This window comes from Microbulbifer mixtoriginis (SeqCode) (assembly GCF_052467515.1).
The window spans coordinates 3553775-3571019 of record NZ_CP174314.1; the positions used below are offsets into that span (position 1 = coordinate 3553775).

Sequence of the window (17245 nt, forward strand, 5' to 3'; positions counted from 1 at the left end):
TTTTATTATGTAGTTATGTGAATTTTACAATCTAACATCTAAAGTCAAAAAATGGTGTAGTGCATTTGCTCTACACCCAATACTACGATCAACGAGGTGTTAGAATTTATAGTTTGCACCAATATAAAATCGGCGCCCAGAGTAGTTGTTGTATGTCATCCGATTTTCCTGTTTCCAATATCCCTCCGCCACTTCTTCAGTTAAATTGATAATAGAGGCAGAGATATTAAAGTTATCAGTGAAGGTATAGGTTGCATTCAGATCCAACTGTCCGTAGTCCTTATCGTATACAGCATACCCACGATGTAAACTTGTAACCCTGTCATCCACCCAATTATAGGAGGCACGAACACCGAAATTTTCATTCTCATAAAATGCAGATAAATTATATTGGTGTCTCGCGGTACCAGGTATCTCAGCTTCGATTGACTCATTAGCAAGAATGATCGTGGAAGTGCCGGTATCGGTAAATGTATAGTTGGCCATAAGACCGAAGCCACTTTCGAAAGCATACTGGGCAAACAACTCCACCCCTCTAGAAGTTGCGTTTCCTCCCCCTATCTGCCCCTTCATTTCCACTTCAATAGGGCCATTACAACAATCGTGCTCACGCTCAACAATTTCAGTTACTTGGATTGGCAGATTGTCAATATCTTTGTCAAATAAAGTTACACCCAATGCAGAACCATCGGCGTAATACCACTCTAGGCCCAGATCGAACTGCTTGGAGATCATGGCCTCCAGATCCGTATTCGCAAAGAAGCCACTTCCTCGCCCCGTCCACTCATCCGGAGAAACAATATGAACTGGTGGACCATAAGTTTCAGCCTGCCCCAAATAAGCGTAACTCACCCTTGACATAGCTTTAGAGGCTGTAAATCGTATTACCAGATCATCAGTTAGATCCCAGGCAACATTCAAACTTGGCAAAAATTCTTTTGTGGTATTACTGCGGGAGTTAGCAATAACTTCATCCGATTCCATTCCAGTAATATCATCATACGTTTCAGTAGATAATTTTGTGCTGACATAGCGAACCCCCAAGTTTCCGCGGAAGTCTCGCCATATAAAATCAGCTTGGGCATAGGTTGAGAATATTTCTTCATCAATTGTATAAGTGCCAGATAGTACTGGCATAACAGTGAGGTTGAAGTTTCCACGCACATAGTCCATCAAGGCATCGGTATCAAATGCCAGATAATCAATTGCACCTGTATTACCAGCACTATTATCAACTACCTTATCGCTAATTAAAGTTGAAGTATCTGGGTGGTAATCAGGATTATGGAACCATTGATCGCCAGGTAACCAACCTCGGTAACCGCCATTATCATCAGTCTCGTCATCCCATCGATAGATATCTCTATAGGATCTAGCCTCATGATCCCTATACTTTGTGCCCACATAAAGCTTATTAACAATTCCCCAGTTAGTATCAAATGCCAAATCTAGCTGATAGTAACTCTCTTCATCGCTATTTTCCGTAGCATCTGAGCCAAACCAGTCATAATAGGGATAAGCTTCTGTATCTTTAGTGAGATCTGTGGAAACTTCATAGTTCGGCTTACCATCTGCAATTGACCAAAGCCAGCTATCCACGGAACCATAACGAGCATCCATATTAGCGTATGTGAGTTCAGAAGTTCCCCCCTCTGCTTCTGTATGCCCAACATTTATCGCTGCGGTATAAAAATCCCCTTCATAGATAACTTCAAAATCATAAGTGTTAGATTCCGATTCACCCTTGCGGGTATAGCCTGTCAGCTGGGGAGACATCAAACCACGGTATACGTCTACACCGCCATTTACATCTCCATCGCCCCAGTTATTTTCATTAAGGTCACCATTGTCGTTAAAACCATAGGTGACGACTGTATCTCCATCCACTTCAATGCCATAGTATGCATCGTCATGATCATTCCATTCCGCAAATGTCAGGCTTTGAGTATTTGTGTCATAGCCAAGCTTGGAACCGAAATAAGTAAAACCAAACTCCAGGCGTTCAGTGGGTCGCCACTGTGCGGCAAGCTGGTATCCATCACGGGTTCGGTCTTCCTTAGAGTTGTGAATACTGACCTGCGTGGGCGCCCACACATTGTTAAAAACTTCTTCTGTGGCCTGATCAACAAGAGCTGACAAATCTGCATTTTCATCAGTATCGGAGTGCAAACGCCAGCCACTTGCATAATTGGTAACTCCGGTTACGCCACGGTCCTGGCTGGTGTACCCCACTAAAATACCAAAAGTTTCGCTCTCATTTTTCCAGGAGTAGAAAGCATTATATTGTGGGTCCCACTCTTCGGTAGTATCTGAATAAGTCGTCTCTGTGGTGATTACACCTTGTCCAGCATCAAGATCAAGAGGTTTGTGGCTATGTAGGATAACGGTACCACCGACACCACCTTCATCAATTCTTGCCTCGGGGCTTTTATAAACCTCTGCCCTACTGATCATACTGGAGGGAAGTAATAAGTAGTTAAAATTTCTGGAGGGAGCTCCACTACTGGAAGTAGCAATGTAATTTCCATTTAACTGGGTGAGAGTCCACTCTGAGCTGGTTCCCCGAATACTAACCGTGCTACCTTCACCACCACTGCGATCGATAGTGACACCTGGCACACGCTGAAGAGAATCAGCTACATTTTTATCGGGGAACTTACCAATATCTTCTGCAGTAATAGCATCTACTACAGCAAGGGAATCCCGTTTGATTTCAAGGTTTTTGGTAGCACTCTCAAGAATTCCAATGACTTGAACCTCTTCAATTCTCTCATCAGAGTCCGAAGTATCTTCCGCGATCGCCATGCTACTTACGACCAGCGAGATAGCAGTAACCATAGACTTCTGCCTGAAACCTCTGCTCCAGGTATTAACCCTTTTTCGGCTATTCTTCTTCATTATTTTCATAGCATCCCAACTTTCTATTTTTTCTCTCACCGGTTCAAAAAATGCCAGCCCCTTTCAAAGGGCTGGCGTAAAACTGTCAGGGGACCCTAAACCCCAAAAAGACAGTTCATTTGTTGAGCACTAAAACCCTAAAAAAAAACCTTGATGAAGAGGTAATCAATACTGGGATACTAATGAAACAAAATCGGCGTTTTAGATTTTTAAGAAAAAACAAGTAGTCGCAGAAAGCCAAAAATGAATCGACTAACTACCTGTTTTAAGGAATAAAATTCCAAGTCAAACTCGGGTCTAGAATTTCCGGAAATGAATGAAATGGGCGGCTGTCAACTCATCGGGGGAAGTTAACGCACAACTCTCTCTAAAGTAGCTGAGGACACTCAGCTTGTTCGGTGTTTATATATTGGACTGAACTTCACTACGATAATTTGCTGGAAGCTGTCCAAACATGCCTTTGAAGTGTCTACTGAAGTAACTATGAGATGTAAAGCCAACCCGATAAGCAATTTCAGATATTGGGCTTTGTGTTTCCACCAGCATACGACGAGAGTTCTCTAATCTAACTTCCCGAACGAATTGCATGGGTGTTTTATCCAGATATTTTTTGAAACGCCGCTCTAGTGCACTAACCGATAAACTCGCGACCTCTGCCAAATCTTCAACGGCAATTGGCTGACTATAGTTATTTTTTATGTATTCAACTGGCCTTTTAAGTTTATCCATTCTAGAGAGAGTCTTAACCGTCTCTTTAAGGTCTCGAGCTACACCATAGGTTCCTATGATTTCTCCATTGGCACTCTTTAATGGGCGCTTTGATGTCGTAAACCAAACTAACTCGCCTGTTTTACCAATATTTAATTCCAGACGATCTGTAATCGTCTCTCCTGACATCACCCTTTTGTCATCACGTATATAGTTTTTAGCGAGATAAGAAGGGGAAAAATCCATATCTGAACGGCCAACTACCTGATGTAATGACCTGCAGCCGACATGCTCAATAAATTCCCGGTTACAATGCACCACATAGCCGGATTCATCTTTTACCCAGAAAATAATATCTGATATAAGGTCAAACACTGCAATGATCTGCTGCGTAGAGACCTGTTCCAAGACTGATTTATACTTCATTATTCTTATTTACATTTTGTATAAAACTGGAATATAGCTGAGCTTACTGACTAACCTCTTAAAAATTAACAAACTCAATAAGTTTTTCTAATCAAGACACTAAAAGTATCAAAATGCCCCCTCTCTACACTCACCCCGCACTTCTCCCCCATGTGGGGAGATAATTCGCTCAATTTCAAAATAACCACGCTCGCAGAAACCGGTTTCTATCAACTTCTGCTCCAGAGCCCGATCAAAATAGGCTTCTACCCGACGACTTGAAGGGCCACCGCTCTCCACTGGCCCTCTCGGCATACGGGACTGAGCACTGGAACCTGCCACAACTGGCGCAGGGATATCACGCTGCTTTCCCTTTAACGTAAAAGTAAAACGCTTGGCGCCATTGGGAGCAACTTCTGTCTCAAAGGATTCCTTCATTCCTGGTATCGGGCTGTTACTGGTACAGCCTGTCAATATCAGGGCAATTGCCAAGCCCCCAAATAGCCGTATTGGGGAAAATGGGGAGTTAAATTTATTTTTATTCAGCACAGCAAGCCCTCTTGGCTCATCAATAGCTTCCATAAAAGGCTATTAGCCTCAGGAGACTTTATCAATTATTTGAATACCACGGTTTTATTGCCATGGATAAATACCCGCTCCTGCAACAGTAACTGCAGTGCGCGGGACAAAACCAACTTTTCCACATCGCGGCCCGCATCCGCCATGGACTCCGCCGAATAGGCATGATCCACATGTATTACATCCTGTTCAATAATCGGGCCCTCATCCAGATCATCAGTCACAAAGTGAGCGGTGGCACCGATAATTTTAACTCCGCGCTCATAGGCCTGCTGATAGGGCTTGGCCCCGATAAAGGCCGGCAGGAAGGAGTGGTGAATATTAATAATTCGGCCAGCATAATGAGCGACAAACTCCGGGGTGAGTACACGCATATACTTGGCCAGAACCAGGTAATCCGGATTGTACTCATCTACCAGAGCAGCCACTTTTTCCTCGTGCTCGCTGCGTTTCAGGTCTTGTGCCGGTACACAGTGGAAGGGAATATCAAACTTCTCTACCAACCCACCCAGGTCTGGATGGTTGCCAATCACAGCGGCTATCTCAACATCCAGTGCGCCCGAATAGCACTTCATCAAGATGTCACCCAAGCAGTGAGGCTCGCGTGTCACCATCAACACCAGGCGCTTGCGTTTGGTGGACACCAGGCGCCGCTCGGCTCCCTGCGGCAGGGCCATATCCAAATCTTCCAGGAAAGTGGTGTCGTTGAAGATACCTTCCAGGGCGGTGCGCATAAAAAAGCGGCCCTCCGCGCGGTCTACAAATTCATCATTCTTGATGATATTGAGCTGGTGCTTGTAGCAAATATTGGTAATCTTCGCGATCAGGCCCTTATCATCGGGGCAGTCGGTTAGCAGTATCTTCTTTTCCATGGTCGAATTTCAGGCCAAATATCCAGAGTTCAGACTATACACTATGCCGTCTAATCGATTCAGCGATCCATTCCGGGGAGAACATGGATAAAAACCTTTACGCAGATCATATGGCCACCCTGTGCCGCCGCTACGATGAAATATTGGAGTCCTGCGGCTTCGATACCCTGAATGTATTCAGCGGTGCACCCAGGATGCAGTTTCTGGATGACAATCCCTACCCTTTTAAGGTCAATCCCCAGTTCAAGGCCCTGGTACCGATCACCGACAACCCCAACAGTTGGGTGATCTTCAGGCGCGGGCAGAAACCCAAACTCTTGTTCTACCGCCCGGTGGACTTCTGGCACTATATCCCACCCGCGCCACAGACCTTCTGGAGTGAGCTCTACGATATCGAGCTGTTGAGTAAGCCAGCAGATGCCCGGGAATTCCTAAACGCGGATAACGCCGCCTTCATTGGTGAGGCCGACAGGTTCCAGGACTGGCCACTCGGCGAGATCAACCCCGAAACCCTAATCAACCGTCTACATTGGGCGCGCGCCTACAAGACCCCCTATGAAGTCGCCTGCCTGCGCGAGGCCAACCGCATTGCGGTGGCAGGACATCGAGCCGCCGAACTGGCTTTTCGCGGCGGTGCCAGCGAGTTCGAGATCAACCAGGCCTACTTGAGTGCTACCGGCCAGGGCGAGAACACCATGCCGTACGGCAATATCGTGGCCCTCAATGAACACGCGGCGATACTGCACTACACCCATCTCTCCACCCAACGCTTGCCTGGCACAGAGTTAAAAACCTTTCTGATCGACGCCGGGGCCGATTGCAATGGCTATTGTGCGGATATCACCCGGACCTATAGCTATGCCGACAGCGAGTTCGCTCAGCTGGTGGCATCGATGGATGAAAAACAGCTGCAACTGGTGGACGGCCTCAAGCCCGGTCTGCCCTACCCGGATCTACACCGCCAGTGCCATCTGAAAGTTGGCGAATTGCTGGCCCAGTTCGATATCATCAAATCTTCTGCCGAGAGTGCGGTGGAGTCCGGACTAACCCAGCCATTTATGCCTCATGGTCTGGGCCACTTCCTCGGTCTGCAGGTACATGATGTGGGTGGTCACCAGAGTGGCCCCGATGGCGGTAGCACACCCCCACCTGCGGAGTACCCTTTCCTGCGCACCAGCCGCACTATTGAAGAAAACCAAGTGTTTACTATTGAGCCGGGGCTCTATTTTATCGATAGTCTGCTTGCGGAATTGAAAGTCTCCTCCCTTACCAGTGAAGTTAATTGGAATAAGGTTGAAGAGTTCCGCCCCTACGGCGGCGTGCGTATTGAGGACAATATTGTGGTGGGTGCCGAAGCGAACGAGAACCTCACCCGCGCCTGCGAGGCAGAGTATTAATGCCATAGGTAAACAAATACTCTAACTCGCTCTCGCCAAGAGTAAGGCAATCTGGCAGGTTTTGCTGTCTTCCAGGTTGCCGGATCTCCTCAAGCTCTCCCTCACCCTTAACAGGTAAAATAAAAAACCACTGAGGTTTATCCCAACGCCCTGTCGCCCTGATTCATCCTTCTGCCGAAATTACTCCTAAAGCCATCACTCTCTGTACTGCTATCTCTTGCCTGAATAGAAAAAAACAGCCAACCTCCCCTGCGCAAAAACAACAAGAAAGGTTCACCCTATGAAAAAGTCCAGGCTAGCGACACTGGTCGCCGCAGCGGTATTTGCCACTGCCAATTGCGCCTATGCAAAATCAATCGAATATATCTTTTACGATAAAGAGGGTATCGCCGGCAGCGAGGTGATCGAACAAAAGGGCTCAAAAATTTCCGGAGAATTAAAGCTCGGTTGGAATAACCGCCGACTCAATCTAAAGGAGAGCTTCACGATCGGCGCTGCCAAAATGCCCGAGCAGGTCCACATTGAAGGTATCAGTCCCTTTGGCGCGCCAGTTAATGAAGAGTTTACACTGAAAGATGGTGTGGCCACTTGGCAAGGCACCGATGAACACGGCAGCGCAAAAACTTCCGAAGCGCAGTTTTATATTCCCAAAAACTCGACTCTGGCCGTACAAACCCAGCTGGTAAAAGCGCTACTTGCCGATAAGGATCACAGCATAGGTTTACTACCCCAAGGACAAGCTCAGCTACACAAGCTGGATCAGCTCACTCTTGAGCAGGGCGATGAGAAGAAAACCGTGAATCTCTACGGTGTGAGTGGCCTGGGTTTTACTCCGGACCTGGCCTGGTACGATGAATCCGGTGATCTGTTTGCTGCCGATGAAGGAGGCTGGTTCGCCATACTGCGCAAAGGCTGGGATAAATCCCACCTGCAACAACTCAAAGAACGCCAGGTTGCCGCTTCCGACCAGTATTTACTGAATATCGCCGAAAAGCACACCCATACCTCCGCCCAACCGATCCTGATTAGCAACGTCAATTTGGTCGATGTAGAAGCGGGCAAGCTTCGCAAGCGTCGCCACCTACTGGTGGAAAACGGCAAAATCACCAAGATTAGCCGCCGCCCAATCGAAGTCCAAAACGCCACCCATATCGATGCCAAAGGCCACACCCTGATTCCCGGGCTGTGGGATATGCACGCACACCTATCACCCACTGATGGTGCCCTGAATATGGCCGCCGGTATTATTAATGTGCGCGATATCGGTAATACCCACGAAAATATTATGCGCATCTCCGGCCTGTATGAGTCCGAACAGGTTATCGGCGGTGACCTGTTCCGTGCGGGCTTTATGGACCGGGAAAGTGAAAATGCCATGCGCATGGGTAAAACGGCAGATAGCCTGGAAGAAGCCAAGGAAATTGTCGAGTGGTATGCGGAACATGGCTACCAGCAGATAAAAACCTACAGCTCCATGGAGCCCGAGTGGATCGCACCCTTAGCCAAACATATCCACGAAAACGGCATGCGCTTATCCGGGCATATCCCCGCCTTTATGACCGCAGAGGAAGCGGTGGATGCCGGCTTTGATGAAATCCAGCATATCAATATGCTGTTCCTCAATTTTATGGGCAAGATCGACACCCGCAAAAAACTACGTTTTACCGAAATTGGTGAACATGCCCACGAGCTGGACTTGGAAAGTGCAGAGGTTGATGAATTCCTGGATAAACTCGCTGAGAAAGGTACAGTGGTAGATGCCACGACTACCGTATTTAGCTCTATGCTGCTACGCCAACCTGGCAAAATAGATCCGGAGTTTGAAGATATCGCCGACCATTTACCGGTGAATATTCAGCGCGCATTTGTCGGTGCCGAGCTGGATGTAAAACCGGAACACAGGGATGACTACGACCTCTCCGCCGATGCCCTGCTGAAAATGATGCGTAAACTGCATGAGCATAAAGTGACCATGGTAGCGGGTTCCGATGGTATTCCCGGGTTTACCCTACTGCGCGAGTTGGAGCTCTATGCCAAATCCGGTATACCCGCTATGGATGTACTACGTACTGCCACACTGGTACCCGCCCAGGTAATGGGAGCCGATCAATATACTGGCAGTATCACCGTGGGTAAAAATGCAGACCTGGTTTTACTGGAAGGTAATCCGCTGGAAGATATCAGCGCACTGCGTCGCACCGCATTGGTTATTGAAGGGCAAAATCTCTATCGCCCTGATGAACTGTATCAAGCCCTGGGCATCAAACCATTTCACCCCTCGGTACCATTTGAAATAAATGGTACGACTACCATTGCAGCCAAGTCTGAATAAAAAGACAAAGCGGTAAGCAAAAAAAGAAAAGTAAAAACCGGCAGTCAAAAAGACTGCCGGTTTTTTTAAAGCCAAATATTAGGCCAACTCGCTGCGTACAGTACGCGCCGCTTCCACCATGTTCAGTAGGGAGGAGCCCACTTCGGCCCAGCTGCGGGTTTTTAAGCCACAATCTGGGTTTACCCAAAGCCGCTGTATCGGCACTACTTCGGCAATTTTCTTCAGACGCTCAACCAGCTCCTCCCGCTCAGGCACATTAGGGGAGTGGATATCATAAATTCCCGGCCCTATTTCATTGGGGTAACCGCCATTCCTATCGGCAAAAGCACTGAGCAGACGCAGATCTGAGCGGGCTGATTCGATAGTAATGACATCCGCATCCAAAGAGACAATCGCCTCCATGATTGCATTGAAATTGCTATAACACATATGGGTGTGAATCTGGGTTTCCGCTTTTACCTCGCTGCAGGTAAAACGAAAACACCCCACCGCCCAGGCAAAATAATCAGCATGCTCGGATTCACGCAGGGGAACCCCTTCGCGCAGAGCCGGCTCATCAATCTGAATGATTCCTATACCCGCATTCTCAAGATCCAATACTTCCTGGCGTAATGCCTCGGCAATCTGCAAGCAACTTTCACTTCGATGGATATCCTCACGAGGGAAGGACCAGTTGAGAATCGTCACTGGACCTGTGAGCATGCCTTTTACCGGCCTTTGGGTCAGGCTCTGGGCATAGCGGCTCCACTCCACCGTCATAGCCTGTGGACGAGAAATGTCACCGAAAATAATGGGCGGTTTTACACAGCGGGACCCATAGCTCTGTACCCAACCATTGCCTGTATGCACAAACCCCTGCAGTTGCTCGCCAAAATACTCCACCATATCGTTGCGTTCTGCTTCACCGTGTACCAACACGTCCAAGCCAAGAATTTCCTGGCGACGGATCGCCTCGGCAATCTCCGCACGCAAATGCTGGGTGTAATCCGACTCACTGATCTCACCGCTGCGATGCTGGCGGCGTACCTTGCGCAATAGGTCCGTTTGTGGGAAAGAACCGATCGTGGTGGTCGGCAGCAGTGGTAACTGCCAGCGTTTTTCCTGCAGTACCGCGCGCTCCTGATAGCGCTGTGCACGCCAGCTGTCCTGTAAGCGCTCAGTGACGGAGTTGCCGGCGATAGGATTCTCTACAGGAGTGGCCGTTGATGGAACTGGCTCGGCCAATAGTTTTTGCAACTGGGCCAACTCCGCTAACTTCTGGCGACTGAAGGCAAGCTTTTGTTTTTGCTCAGCCGGCAACGATGTTTCGGTATCCAAGTCCACCGGACTGTGCAGTAGTGAACAGCTGGCCGAAACCCATAGGCGCTCGCCCAAACGATCCGCCAGAGGCTTCAACTGTGAGTGCCACTTCTGCAAATCCGCTCGCCAAACATTGCGGCCATTCAGTACCCCCGCGGAAAGTACCTGATCTTCCCCAAGCAACTGCGCGGCTTCCGCAATCTCCTCTGGCGCCCGTACGCAGTCAATGTGTACTCCCGCAACCGGCAGGGAAAAAGCCAACTGCAGGTTTTCCCGCAACGGGGAAAAATAGGTCGTCAGCAACAATTGCAAATTTGCCGTGTGGTTGAGTTGGGCATACACAGCGTGAAACGCTTTGCGCCACTGCTCTGGCAAATCCAAGCCGAGAATCGGCTCATCAATTTGCACCCACTCCACCCCCAGGCTTTCAAACTGGGAAAGCAGCTCGGCATAGCAGGGCAATAGATTGGCGAGCAAATCCAGAACATCATCAACACCCCGCCCCAACCAGAGGTAAGTGAGCGGCCCGAGAACCACCGGCTTGGCCTTATAACCCTGGGATTGTGCTTCACGTATTTCTTCCAGCAACCAATTACTATCCAGGGTAAAAGTTTGCTTCTCGTGAAGCTCTGGCACTAAATAGTGATAATTGGTATCGAACCACTTGGTCATGGCACTCGCCGCAACCGGTTGACCGGAGGGCGCGCGGCCGCGGGCCAGACGAAAGTACTGGTCCAATTTATTGCTCGCAGCCCCTTCGGCAAAGCGCTCAGCAACCACACCAAACATCAGCGAATGATTGAGCACCTGGTCATACCAGGCAAAATCACCAACCGTCACTAAATTGAGCCCCTCACTTGCCTGGGCCTGCCAGTTCTCCCGGCGAATACTCTCACCAACCTCCAGTAGCCGCTGCTGAGATATTTCACCGCGCCAATAGGCTTCCTGAGCTTTCTTTAGTTCGCGATCAGCGCCGATGCGCGGATAACCAAGGACATGCGTTTGCACCATTTTCTACTTTCCCAAGTCCGTTCCTGTGAGAGGGGCCAAGCCCTTTTTTCCTGCCCACACATGTCGGCGCTATTTGTCTACCGATTGCGGCTTCACCACTTGTGAGGCTTAGGACTTGATTGTGTGCCTGCAATGTTATTCAATCAATTTCATATTTTTTGCCATAAACATGAATAATTTTAATGATGATAGAAATGCGCCATCTGCGCGCCCTCTCTGTTCTGCGTGAGACTGGCAGCCTGGTGCGCGCCGCTGAGCATCTACACCTGACCCAATCGGCCCTCTCACATCTATTCCGGGAAATGGAGGAGCGCCACAACCTGCCACTATTTGTGCGTAAATCCCGCCCGCTACGCTTTACCAGCGCCGGCTTGCGCCTGCTGCAGCTGGCCGATGACATATTGCCGCGCGCGGCTCTAGCCCAGCGAGACTTGGCGCGGCTGGCCTCCGGCCAGTCGGGACGCTTGAATATCGCGATCGAATGCCACAGCTGTTACCAGTGGTTGATGCCGGCTTTGAATACTTATCGCGACGACTGGCCCGAGGTGGAGCTGGATCTGTGCAGTGGCTTTCACTTCGCACCGCTGCCAGCCCTTACCCGCGGTGACTTGGATCTGGTGGTCACCTCTAATCCAGACCGGGATTTGAAAGGCATCCACTATCAGCCACTATTCAGCTTTGAGATGTGCCTAGCACTCAGCCGCAAACATCCTCTATTGCAAGATGATGCCAAACGCCGCTGGGTGACTCCCGGGGAGTTGGCCGGGGAGGTACAGATCACTTACCCGGTGGAGCGGGAGCGGCTGGATATTTTCCAGAATTTCCTCGAGCCCGCTGGCATCGAGCCCGCGGGTGTACGCACGGCAGAGTTGACGGTTATGATGGTGCAGCTGGTGGCCAGTGGCCGAGGTGTCTGCGCTCTGCCCAACTGGGCCTTGCACGAATATCTGCAAAAAGGATTTGTGGCGCAGCTGCGTCTGGGAAAAAAGGGTCTATGGAGTACCCTTTATGCCGCCGTACGCGAGGAAATGCTGGAGCAAGCCTATGCCGCTGACTTTCTGCGGACCGCCCGGGATACCTGTTTTAGCCATCTAAACGGGATTCGCGCGGCGAGTTAAGCGGACTAGCCACTACTATCAGCAACAGATAACTGGAGCGGGTGCACACGCCCGCCGCAACCTAACGCCCGCGCTGGGCGCTGCTTTACAGGAGACGTTCTATGTCCACAACGAATGATCGCTGGAACTCAGTGAGTAAAGGCCTACATTGGCTGTTTGTGATTCTACTACTGGCGGTATGGGGCGCCGTAGAGCTGCACGAATTCTTTGAACGCGACGATCCATTGCGCGGCTGGTTTATGCGCCTGCACTTCTCTCTGGGTGTCGCGGTGTTAATGCTGCTGGCAGTTCGTCTCTACTGGCGTGCGCGCCACAAGCGCCCGCAGATCCAGGGCCGCTCCTGGCAGAAGGCCTTATCCAACCTGACCCATGGTGCTCTCTACTTGGTTTTACTAGCAATGCCGGTTTCCGGTATTGCGATGCGTCAGCTGTTCGGCAGGGATACAGAGTTTTTTGGCCTTTTTGCCCTACCGCGCCTACTAGCAGAGAATTCAGACCTGGGCAAGCAGCTCGGTTTCCTGCACAAGGATGTTCTGTGGCCGGCCCTGCTGATATTGGTGGGACTGCATATCGCTGCCGCGCTCTGGCACCACTTCGTCATGCACGACAGCACTCTGACCCGTATGCTACCGCAGCGCTAAGCACAGCTACCCTAGATTTGCGGCATAAAAAACGGCGCTATAAGCGCCGTTTTTTATGCCTCGGGATTCCCAGGGAAAAGATTACTCCCCACCATTATCCCGTTTGAACTTGGGCTTGCCCTTGGGTTTGCCCTTGGGCTTACCTTTTGGTTTGCCCTTCGCCTTAACGGCAGACTCATCGAAACGGGAAATCTTCATGGGCTTACCAGCCACCCGTACCTTCTTCAGATGCTGGAAAATTTCCTTGGGCATACCTTCCGGAAGGTCCACGGTGGTGAAGTCTCCATAGATCTCAATACGACCTATAAAGGAACTATCCAGATCCACCTCGTTGGCAATGGCACCAACGATACCACCCGGACGCACACCGTGCTCGCGACCAACTTCGATACGGTAGCGCTCCAGCCCCTCATCGGGTACTGGCATCTTGCGGTCTTTTTCATAACCGTCTTTCTTACGGCGACGCCCTTCAAAATCATCGTCCCGCTCGCGGCGTTCTCTTTCCCTGCGCGGCTTGGACTCCTGCTCTTTGATCAGCAGCGGCTGATCACCCTGGGCCATGGAGGCCAAGGCAGCAGCGACATCCAGTGGGTCCACTTCATTCTGGGCGAGGAATTCCTCCACTAGCAAGCGGTAGGGTGCCAGGTCTGTCTGGCCTTCCAGGGTTGCGGTAATACGCTCGCGGAAGCGCTGCATACGGGCACTGTTAACCATCTCGGCACTGGGTAACTCCAGCTTCTCAATGGGTTTCTTGGTGGCCTTCTCAATAACACGTAGCATACGGCGTTCACGCGGCGCCACAAACAAGATGGCATCCCCTTCACGACCGGCGCGGCCGGTACGACCGATACGATGAATATAGGCTTCGGTATCGTAAGGGATATCGTAGTTGATCACGTGGCTGATACGTTTCACATCCAGTCCGCGCGCTGCCACATCAGTGGCCACAACGATATCGAGCTTGCCGTTCTTGAGCTTATCGATTACCTGCTCGCGCAGGTTCTGCGCCATATCGCCATTCAGGGCGGCACTGGCGAAACCGCGCGCTGCCAGCTTGTCTGCAAGCTCAACAGTGCTGTTTTTGGTGCGCACGAAAATAATCGTTGCATCTACCGGCTCGGCTTCGAGGATACGAGTCAGGGCATCCAGTTTATGCAAACCGCCCACGGGCCAGTAGCGCTGGCGGATGGTCTCCGCAGTCTCTTGCTTAACACGGATTTTGACTTCAACCGGCTCGTGTAAATGCTCGCGAGCTATCCGAGCGATCTCTTTGGGCATGGTAGCGGAGAACAGCGCGATCTGGCGCTCTTCCGGAATCTGTTCCAATACCCACTGCACATCGTCGATAAAACCCATGCGCAACATTTCATCGGCCTCATCCAGCACCAAGGTACTCAGATTGGAGAGATCCAGGGAACCGCGACGCATATGATCCATCACTCGGCCAGGGGTACCCACCACTAGCTGCACACCGCGTTTTAATTGTTGGATCTGTCCACGATAGTCGGCACCGCCATAAATTGGAGCCACGTGGAAGCCTTTCAGGTTAGAAGCATAAGCCTGGCAAGCCTCGGCTACCTGGATAGCCAATTCACGAGTCGGCGCTAATACCAAAGCTTGCGGCCGACGGTTTTTCAGGTCCAGTTTGGACAGTAAAGGCAGTGCAAAAGCAGCTGTTTTGCCGGTGCCGGTCTGGGCCTGGCCCAGCACATCGCGATTCTCCAACAGGGAGGGGATTGTCTGTGCCTGAATCGGAGAGGGGGTCTCATAGCCCAGTTTTTCGATGGCAGTTAGGATTTCAGGCGGCAGGCCCAGCTGGTCGAAGCCGGCCGGTTTTGGGGTATCGGTCATTTCGGAATTCACTTGAAGCCTAAGTCCCTGTCGTGGGACCGGAGCGGTGGGTCAAAAGGTCGCGCAGTCTAACAGGTTAGGCGTCCCAGATCAGCCTGTTTTTTAAGCAGATATCAGAAGAAAGCCACAACAGCTGCGAAATCTCGGCCCCACAGTGGGAGAATGATAGAAGAGAAAAGACCAGGCAGGGGCCGCAATCTAGTGAAAAAACCACTAAACACTCATTTTGCATCGGTCCTGATATTAGTGCCGACAGGCTTTGATAGTGGCAAAATGGAGTCTTTTCTACCAACTTCCTTCAAACGGGCACAAACCCTGTCCACTGTCGACTTAAGCCCCCGGGAAAAGCTGCCATCCACCTGTGTGCGCTCATACAGATAAGTATGAAAACGCCGGAAAAAATTGATGTCTACCGGCTCTGGCTGTTTCCAGAAACTAGAAAGGCTGCCCTGGTGCGTCAAACCCGGCAAATCATATAAGGACCGCCCCATTACCTTGGTAGGCACCTTGTGAAGCAGTGCGGAAATGCCCACAGTACTGTTGATAGTTACCACACCCCTTGTATGGTCCAACAAGGTCGGTAAATGCAGATCATGACAATAAATCACCCGCCCACTTATCCGATAACGCGCTTCCAGTACACTGATCAGCCTTTGATAGTGGCAAAAGCCGCGGTCCATCGGATGGTGCTTAAAAACAATGACCGTATCTTCAGGCGCATTTCGTGCAAAAGATTTACACACGACATCTATCGCATTCTCAATCGAGAGCAGGTCAGAATGCTTGCGCAACTGAAAATCATCGCAGGTCTGCAGAGGAAACAGGTAAAAACGGCCACTGTACTTTCCAGTCATCTGGCGGATAAGGCCGCGCTCGTTGAACTTATAGAGCCCCTTACGATAAAAGCTTCTCAGCCAACAGACGCCCTCCTGTAACCAACTGCGATTCCGGTGATGGCGATAACTGGCAAACTCTGATTGGGCAAAACGCATAGCCAAGTAATAAGCAGATGCGAAGTAGGCACGCCGCCAAAAAGTATGACCAACTGGCGCCGCCGGGGTACAGCCTCTAGGGAGATATTGGTCTATTGCCTGCCTAGACCAATCAGTTGAGGAAAAAGCATTAACCCCACCCCACTCCATAGTGACAAAATCGGGGCGCAGATAGCCTTCCTCGAAAACGATAAAAGCAACTCCCATCGATTGGCATACTTTTTTGGCGCTTTCATGCAGCCTTCTGCAGTCGCCATATGCAAAAACCGTATCAGCGCCATGCTCAGAAAGATAACGACGAAAAAAAGATGGCCAGTCAGCTTCTCTACCGGTGAAATCTACTTGGTAGTTCCCCCAGCCAAAGTAGCGATCACCTCCATTGAAGTTGATCTTGTGGGTAACAACACCGAGTTGCGAAAACCGCTTTGCCAGCTGGGCAAAAAACGGGCCATGCGGTCCCTGTAAAAATACTGCCACAGACATGAATAGGCCTACTCCGGAGTCACCCTACTAGGGGCATTGAAACTGAACAATGAAACATCAAGGGTACGATCGATAACTCATCACATACAAACGACTGCTATAGCAGACCAATAAACATCGCAACAAGAAACACAAAGCTGGTCATTCAATAGCCCAAAAATTTCCGAATAAAAAACGAACATCGATTGTACAGGCACTAAGTTAGCGGCATAAACAGGTCTTCAGGATACATTACCGCAAATTTATCCATCAGGCGATAGCCTGAAAAGCCACCTTTAGAGACAAGTTTGCCCGATAAATAACGATGCGGGCCTGTGGATACTTCTCTGGTAAATTGATGCAGATTCAAAATTCATTTCAGTAATGGGGTTGGAAGAAGGCTCTATAGGAACCGGAATAGACACCAGTAGCCTTCACTTTATATATAGCAGAACAGATGACTCTCTGAGATTGCTCATTTGAAGAGTGTGGCGTACTTCACGGACGGCTATTCTAGAGAGTAAAGAAAATAATGCCAAGACAACCTATTACACGAGGAACTCGCCAGCAATGTTCGTCTCTAGCGGGTTTAAAATCCTCTAATATATTTCAAATAACTTGATGCGCGCTCACTTTTTCAAGAGCCAACTTTTTCTCTGCACTACAGTGCCCAACTTAAA

Annotated in this window: 11 protein-coding genes; 4 read left to right on the forward strand and 7 right to left on the reverse strand. The window is 49.9% G+C overall.

The genetic code is table 11. The features are described 5' to 3' along the window. Positions 1 to 99: 99 nt before the first annotated feature. The 4 genes from ACJJIT_RS15385 to purU all read right to left on the reverse strand — a co-directional run bounded on the left by ACJJIT_RS15385 (position 100) and on the right by purU (position 5462). The gene (locus ACJJIT_RS15385) at positions 100 to 2838 is read right to left on the reverse strand and encodes a TonB-dependent receptor (RefSeq protein WP_444898944.1); all 2739 of its coding nucleotides are present in this window, start codon (positions 2836 to 2838) and stop codon (positions 100 to 102) included. A gap of 462 nt (positions 2839 to 3300) precedes the next feature. Continuing rightward, on the reverse strand, positions 3301 to 4032 hold the full coding sequence (locus tag ACJJIT_RS15390; RefSeq protein WP_444882582.1) for a helix-turn-helix domain-containing protein: 732 nt from the start codon (positions 4030 to 4032) through the stop codon (positions 3301 to 3303). A 108-nt stretch (positions 4033 to 4140) separates the two neighbouring features. Further along, positions 4141 to 4593 (reverse strand): hypothetical protein, encoded by a 453-nt coding sequence (locus tag ACJJIT_RS15395; protein ID WP_444898945.1) that lies wholly within the window; start codon positions 4591 to 4593, stop codon positions 4141 to 4143. A 32-nt stretch (positions 4594 to 4625) separates the two neighbouring features. Next, positions 4626 to 5462: a formyltetrahydrofolate deformylase gene (gene purU / locus ACJJIT_RS15400; protein ID WP_444882584.1), complete on the reverse strand. Its 837-nt coding sequence runs from the start codon at positions 5460 to 5462 to the stop codon at positions 4626 to 4628. Positions 5463 to 5545: 83 nt separating this feature from the next. Between purU and pepQ the strand changes: the two genes are divergently transcribed. After that, the gene (gene pepQ, locus ACJJIT_RS15405; protein ID WP_444898946.1) at positions 5546 to 6859 is read left to right on the forward strand and encodes a Xaa-Pro dipeptidase; all 1314 of its coding nucleotides are present in this window, start codon (positions 5546 to 5548) and stop codon (positions 6857 to 6859) included. Between the two features lie 280 nt (positions 6860 to 7139). After that, on the forward strand, positions 7140 to 9191 hold the full coding sequence (locus ACJJIT_RS15410) for an amidohydrolase family protein (RefSeq protein WP_444898947.1): 2052 nt from the start codon (positions 7140 to 7142) through the stop codon (positions 9189 to 9191). 78 nt (positions 9192 to 9269) lie between these two features. Here ACJJIT_RS15410 and metE read toward each other — a convergent pair whose 3' ends face one another. Further along, positions 9270 to 11501: a 5-methyltetrahydropteroyltriglutamate--homocysteine S-methyltransferase gene (gene metE / locus ACJJIT_RS15415; protein ID WP_444898948.1), complete on the reverse strand. Its 2232-nt coding sequence runs from the start codon at positions 11499 to 11501 to the stop codon at positions 9270 to 9272. Between the two features lie 182 nt (positions 11502 to 11683). Here metE and ACJJIT_RS15420 point away from each other — a divergent pair, with 182 nt between their 5' ends. Then, the gene (locus ACJJIT_RS15420) at positions 11684 to 12619 is read left to right on the forward strand and encodes a LysR family transcriptional regulator (RefSeq protein ID WP_444898949.1); all 936 of its coding nucleotides are present in this window, start codon (positions 11684 to 11686) and stop codon (positions 12617 to 12619) included. A 101-nt stretch (positions 12620 to 12720) separates the two neighbouring features. Further along, positions 12721 to 13260, forward strand: coding sequence for a cytochrome b (locus ACJJIT_RS15425; RefSeq protein WP_444898950.1), 540 nt, complete (start codon positions 12721 to 12723; stop codon positions 13258 to 13260). A gap of 81 nt (positions 13261 to 13341) precedes the next feature. Here the strand turns inward: ACJJIT_RS15425 and ACJJIT_RS15430 are convergent, their stop codons facing one another. Further along, the gene (locus tag ACJJIT_RS15430) at positions 13342 to 15111 is read right to left on the reverse strand and encodes a DEAD/DEAH box helicase (RefSeq protein ID WP_444898951.1); all 1770 of its coding nucleotides are present in this window, start codon (positions 15109 to 15111) and stop codon (positions 13342 to 13344) included. A 221-nt stretch (positions 15112 to 15332) separates the two neighbouring features. Continuing rightward, a complete protein-coding gene (locus tag ACJJIT_RS15435; RefSeq protein WP_444898952.1) occupies positions 15333 to 16586 on the reverse strand; it encodes a capsule biosynthesis protein in 1254 nt (417 codons plus the stop codon). Positions 16587 to 17245: the final 659 nt, after the last annotated feature.

What these genes read in the sequence shown, in the direction of transcription:
- ACJJIT_RS15385 (WP_444898944.1), bottom strand. Translation starts at nt 2,838, where the DNA reads ATGGTTACTGCTATCTCGCTGGTCGTAAGTAGCATGGCGATCGCGGAA.
- ACJJIT_RS15390 (WP_444882582.1), bottom strand. Translation starts at nt 4,032, where the DNA reads ATGAAGTATAAATCAGTCTTGGAACAGGTCTCTACGCAGCAGATCATT.
- ACJJIT_RS15395 (WP_444898945.1), bottom strand. Translation starts at nt 4,593, where the DNA reads ATGGAAGCTATTGATGAGCCAAGAGGGCTTGCTGTGCTGAATAAAAAT.
- purU (WP_444882584.1), bottom strand. Translation starts at nt 5,462, where the DNA reads ATGGAAAAGAAGATACTGCTAACCGACTGCCCCGATGATAAGGGCCTG.
- pepQ (WP_444898946.1), top strand. Translation starts at nt 5,546, where the DNA reads ATGGATAAAAACCTTTACGCAGATCATATGGCCACCCTGTGCCGCCGC.
- ACJJIT_RS15410 (WP_444898947.1), top strand. Translation starts at nt 7,140, where the DNA reads ATGAAAAAGTCCAGGCTAGCGACACTGGTCGCCGCAGCGGTATTTGCC.
- metE (WP_444898948.1), bottom strand. Translation starts at nt 11,501, where the DNA reads ATGGTGCAAACGCATGTCCTTGGTTATCCGCGCATCGGCGCTGATCGC.
- ACJJIT_RS15420 (WP_444898949.1), top strand. Translation starts at nt 11,684, where the DNA reads ATGATGATAGAAATGCGCCATCTGCGCGCCCTCTCTGTTCTGCGTGAG.
- ACJJIT_RS15425 (WP_444898950.1), top strand. Translation starts at nt 12,721, where the DNA reads ATGTCCACAACGAATGATCGCTGGAACTCAGTGAGTAAAGGCCTACAT.
- ACJJIT_RS15430 (WP_444898951.1), bottom strand. Translation starts at nt 15,111, where the DNA reads ATGACCGATACCCCAAAACCGGCCGGCTTCGACCAGCTGGGCCTGCCG.
- ACJJIT_RS15435 (WP_444898952.1), bottom strand. Translation starts at nt 16,586, where the DNA reads ATGTCTGTGGCAGTATTTTTACAGGGACCGCATGGCCCGTTTTTTGCC.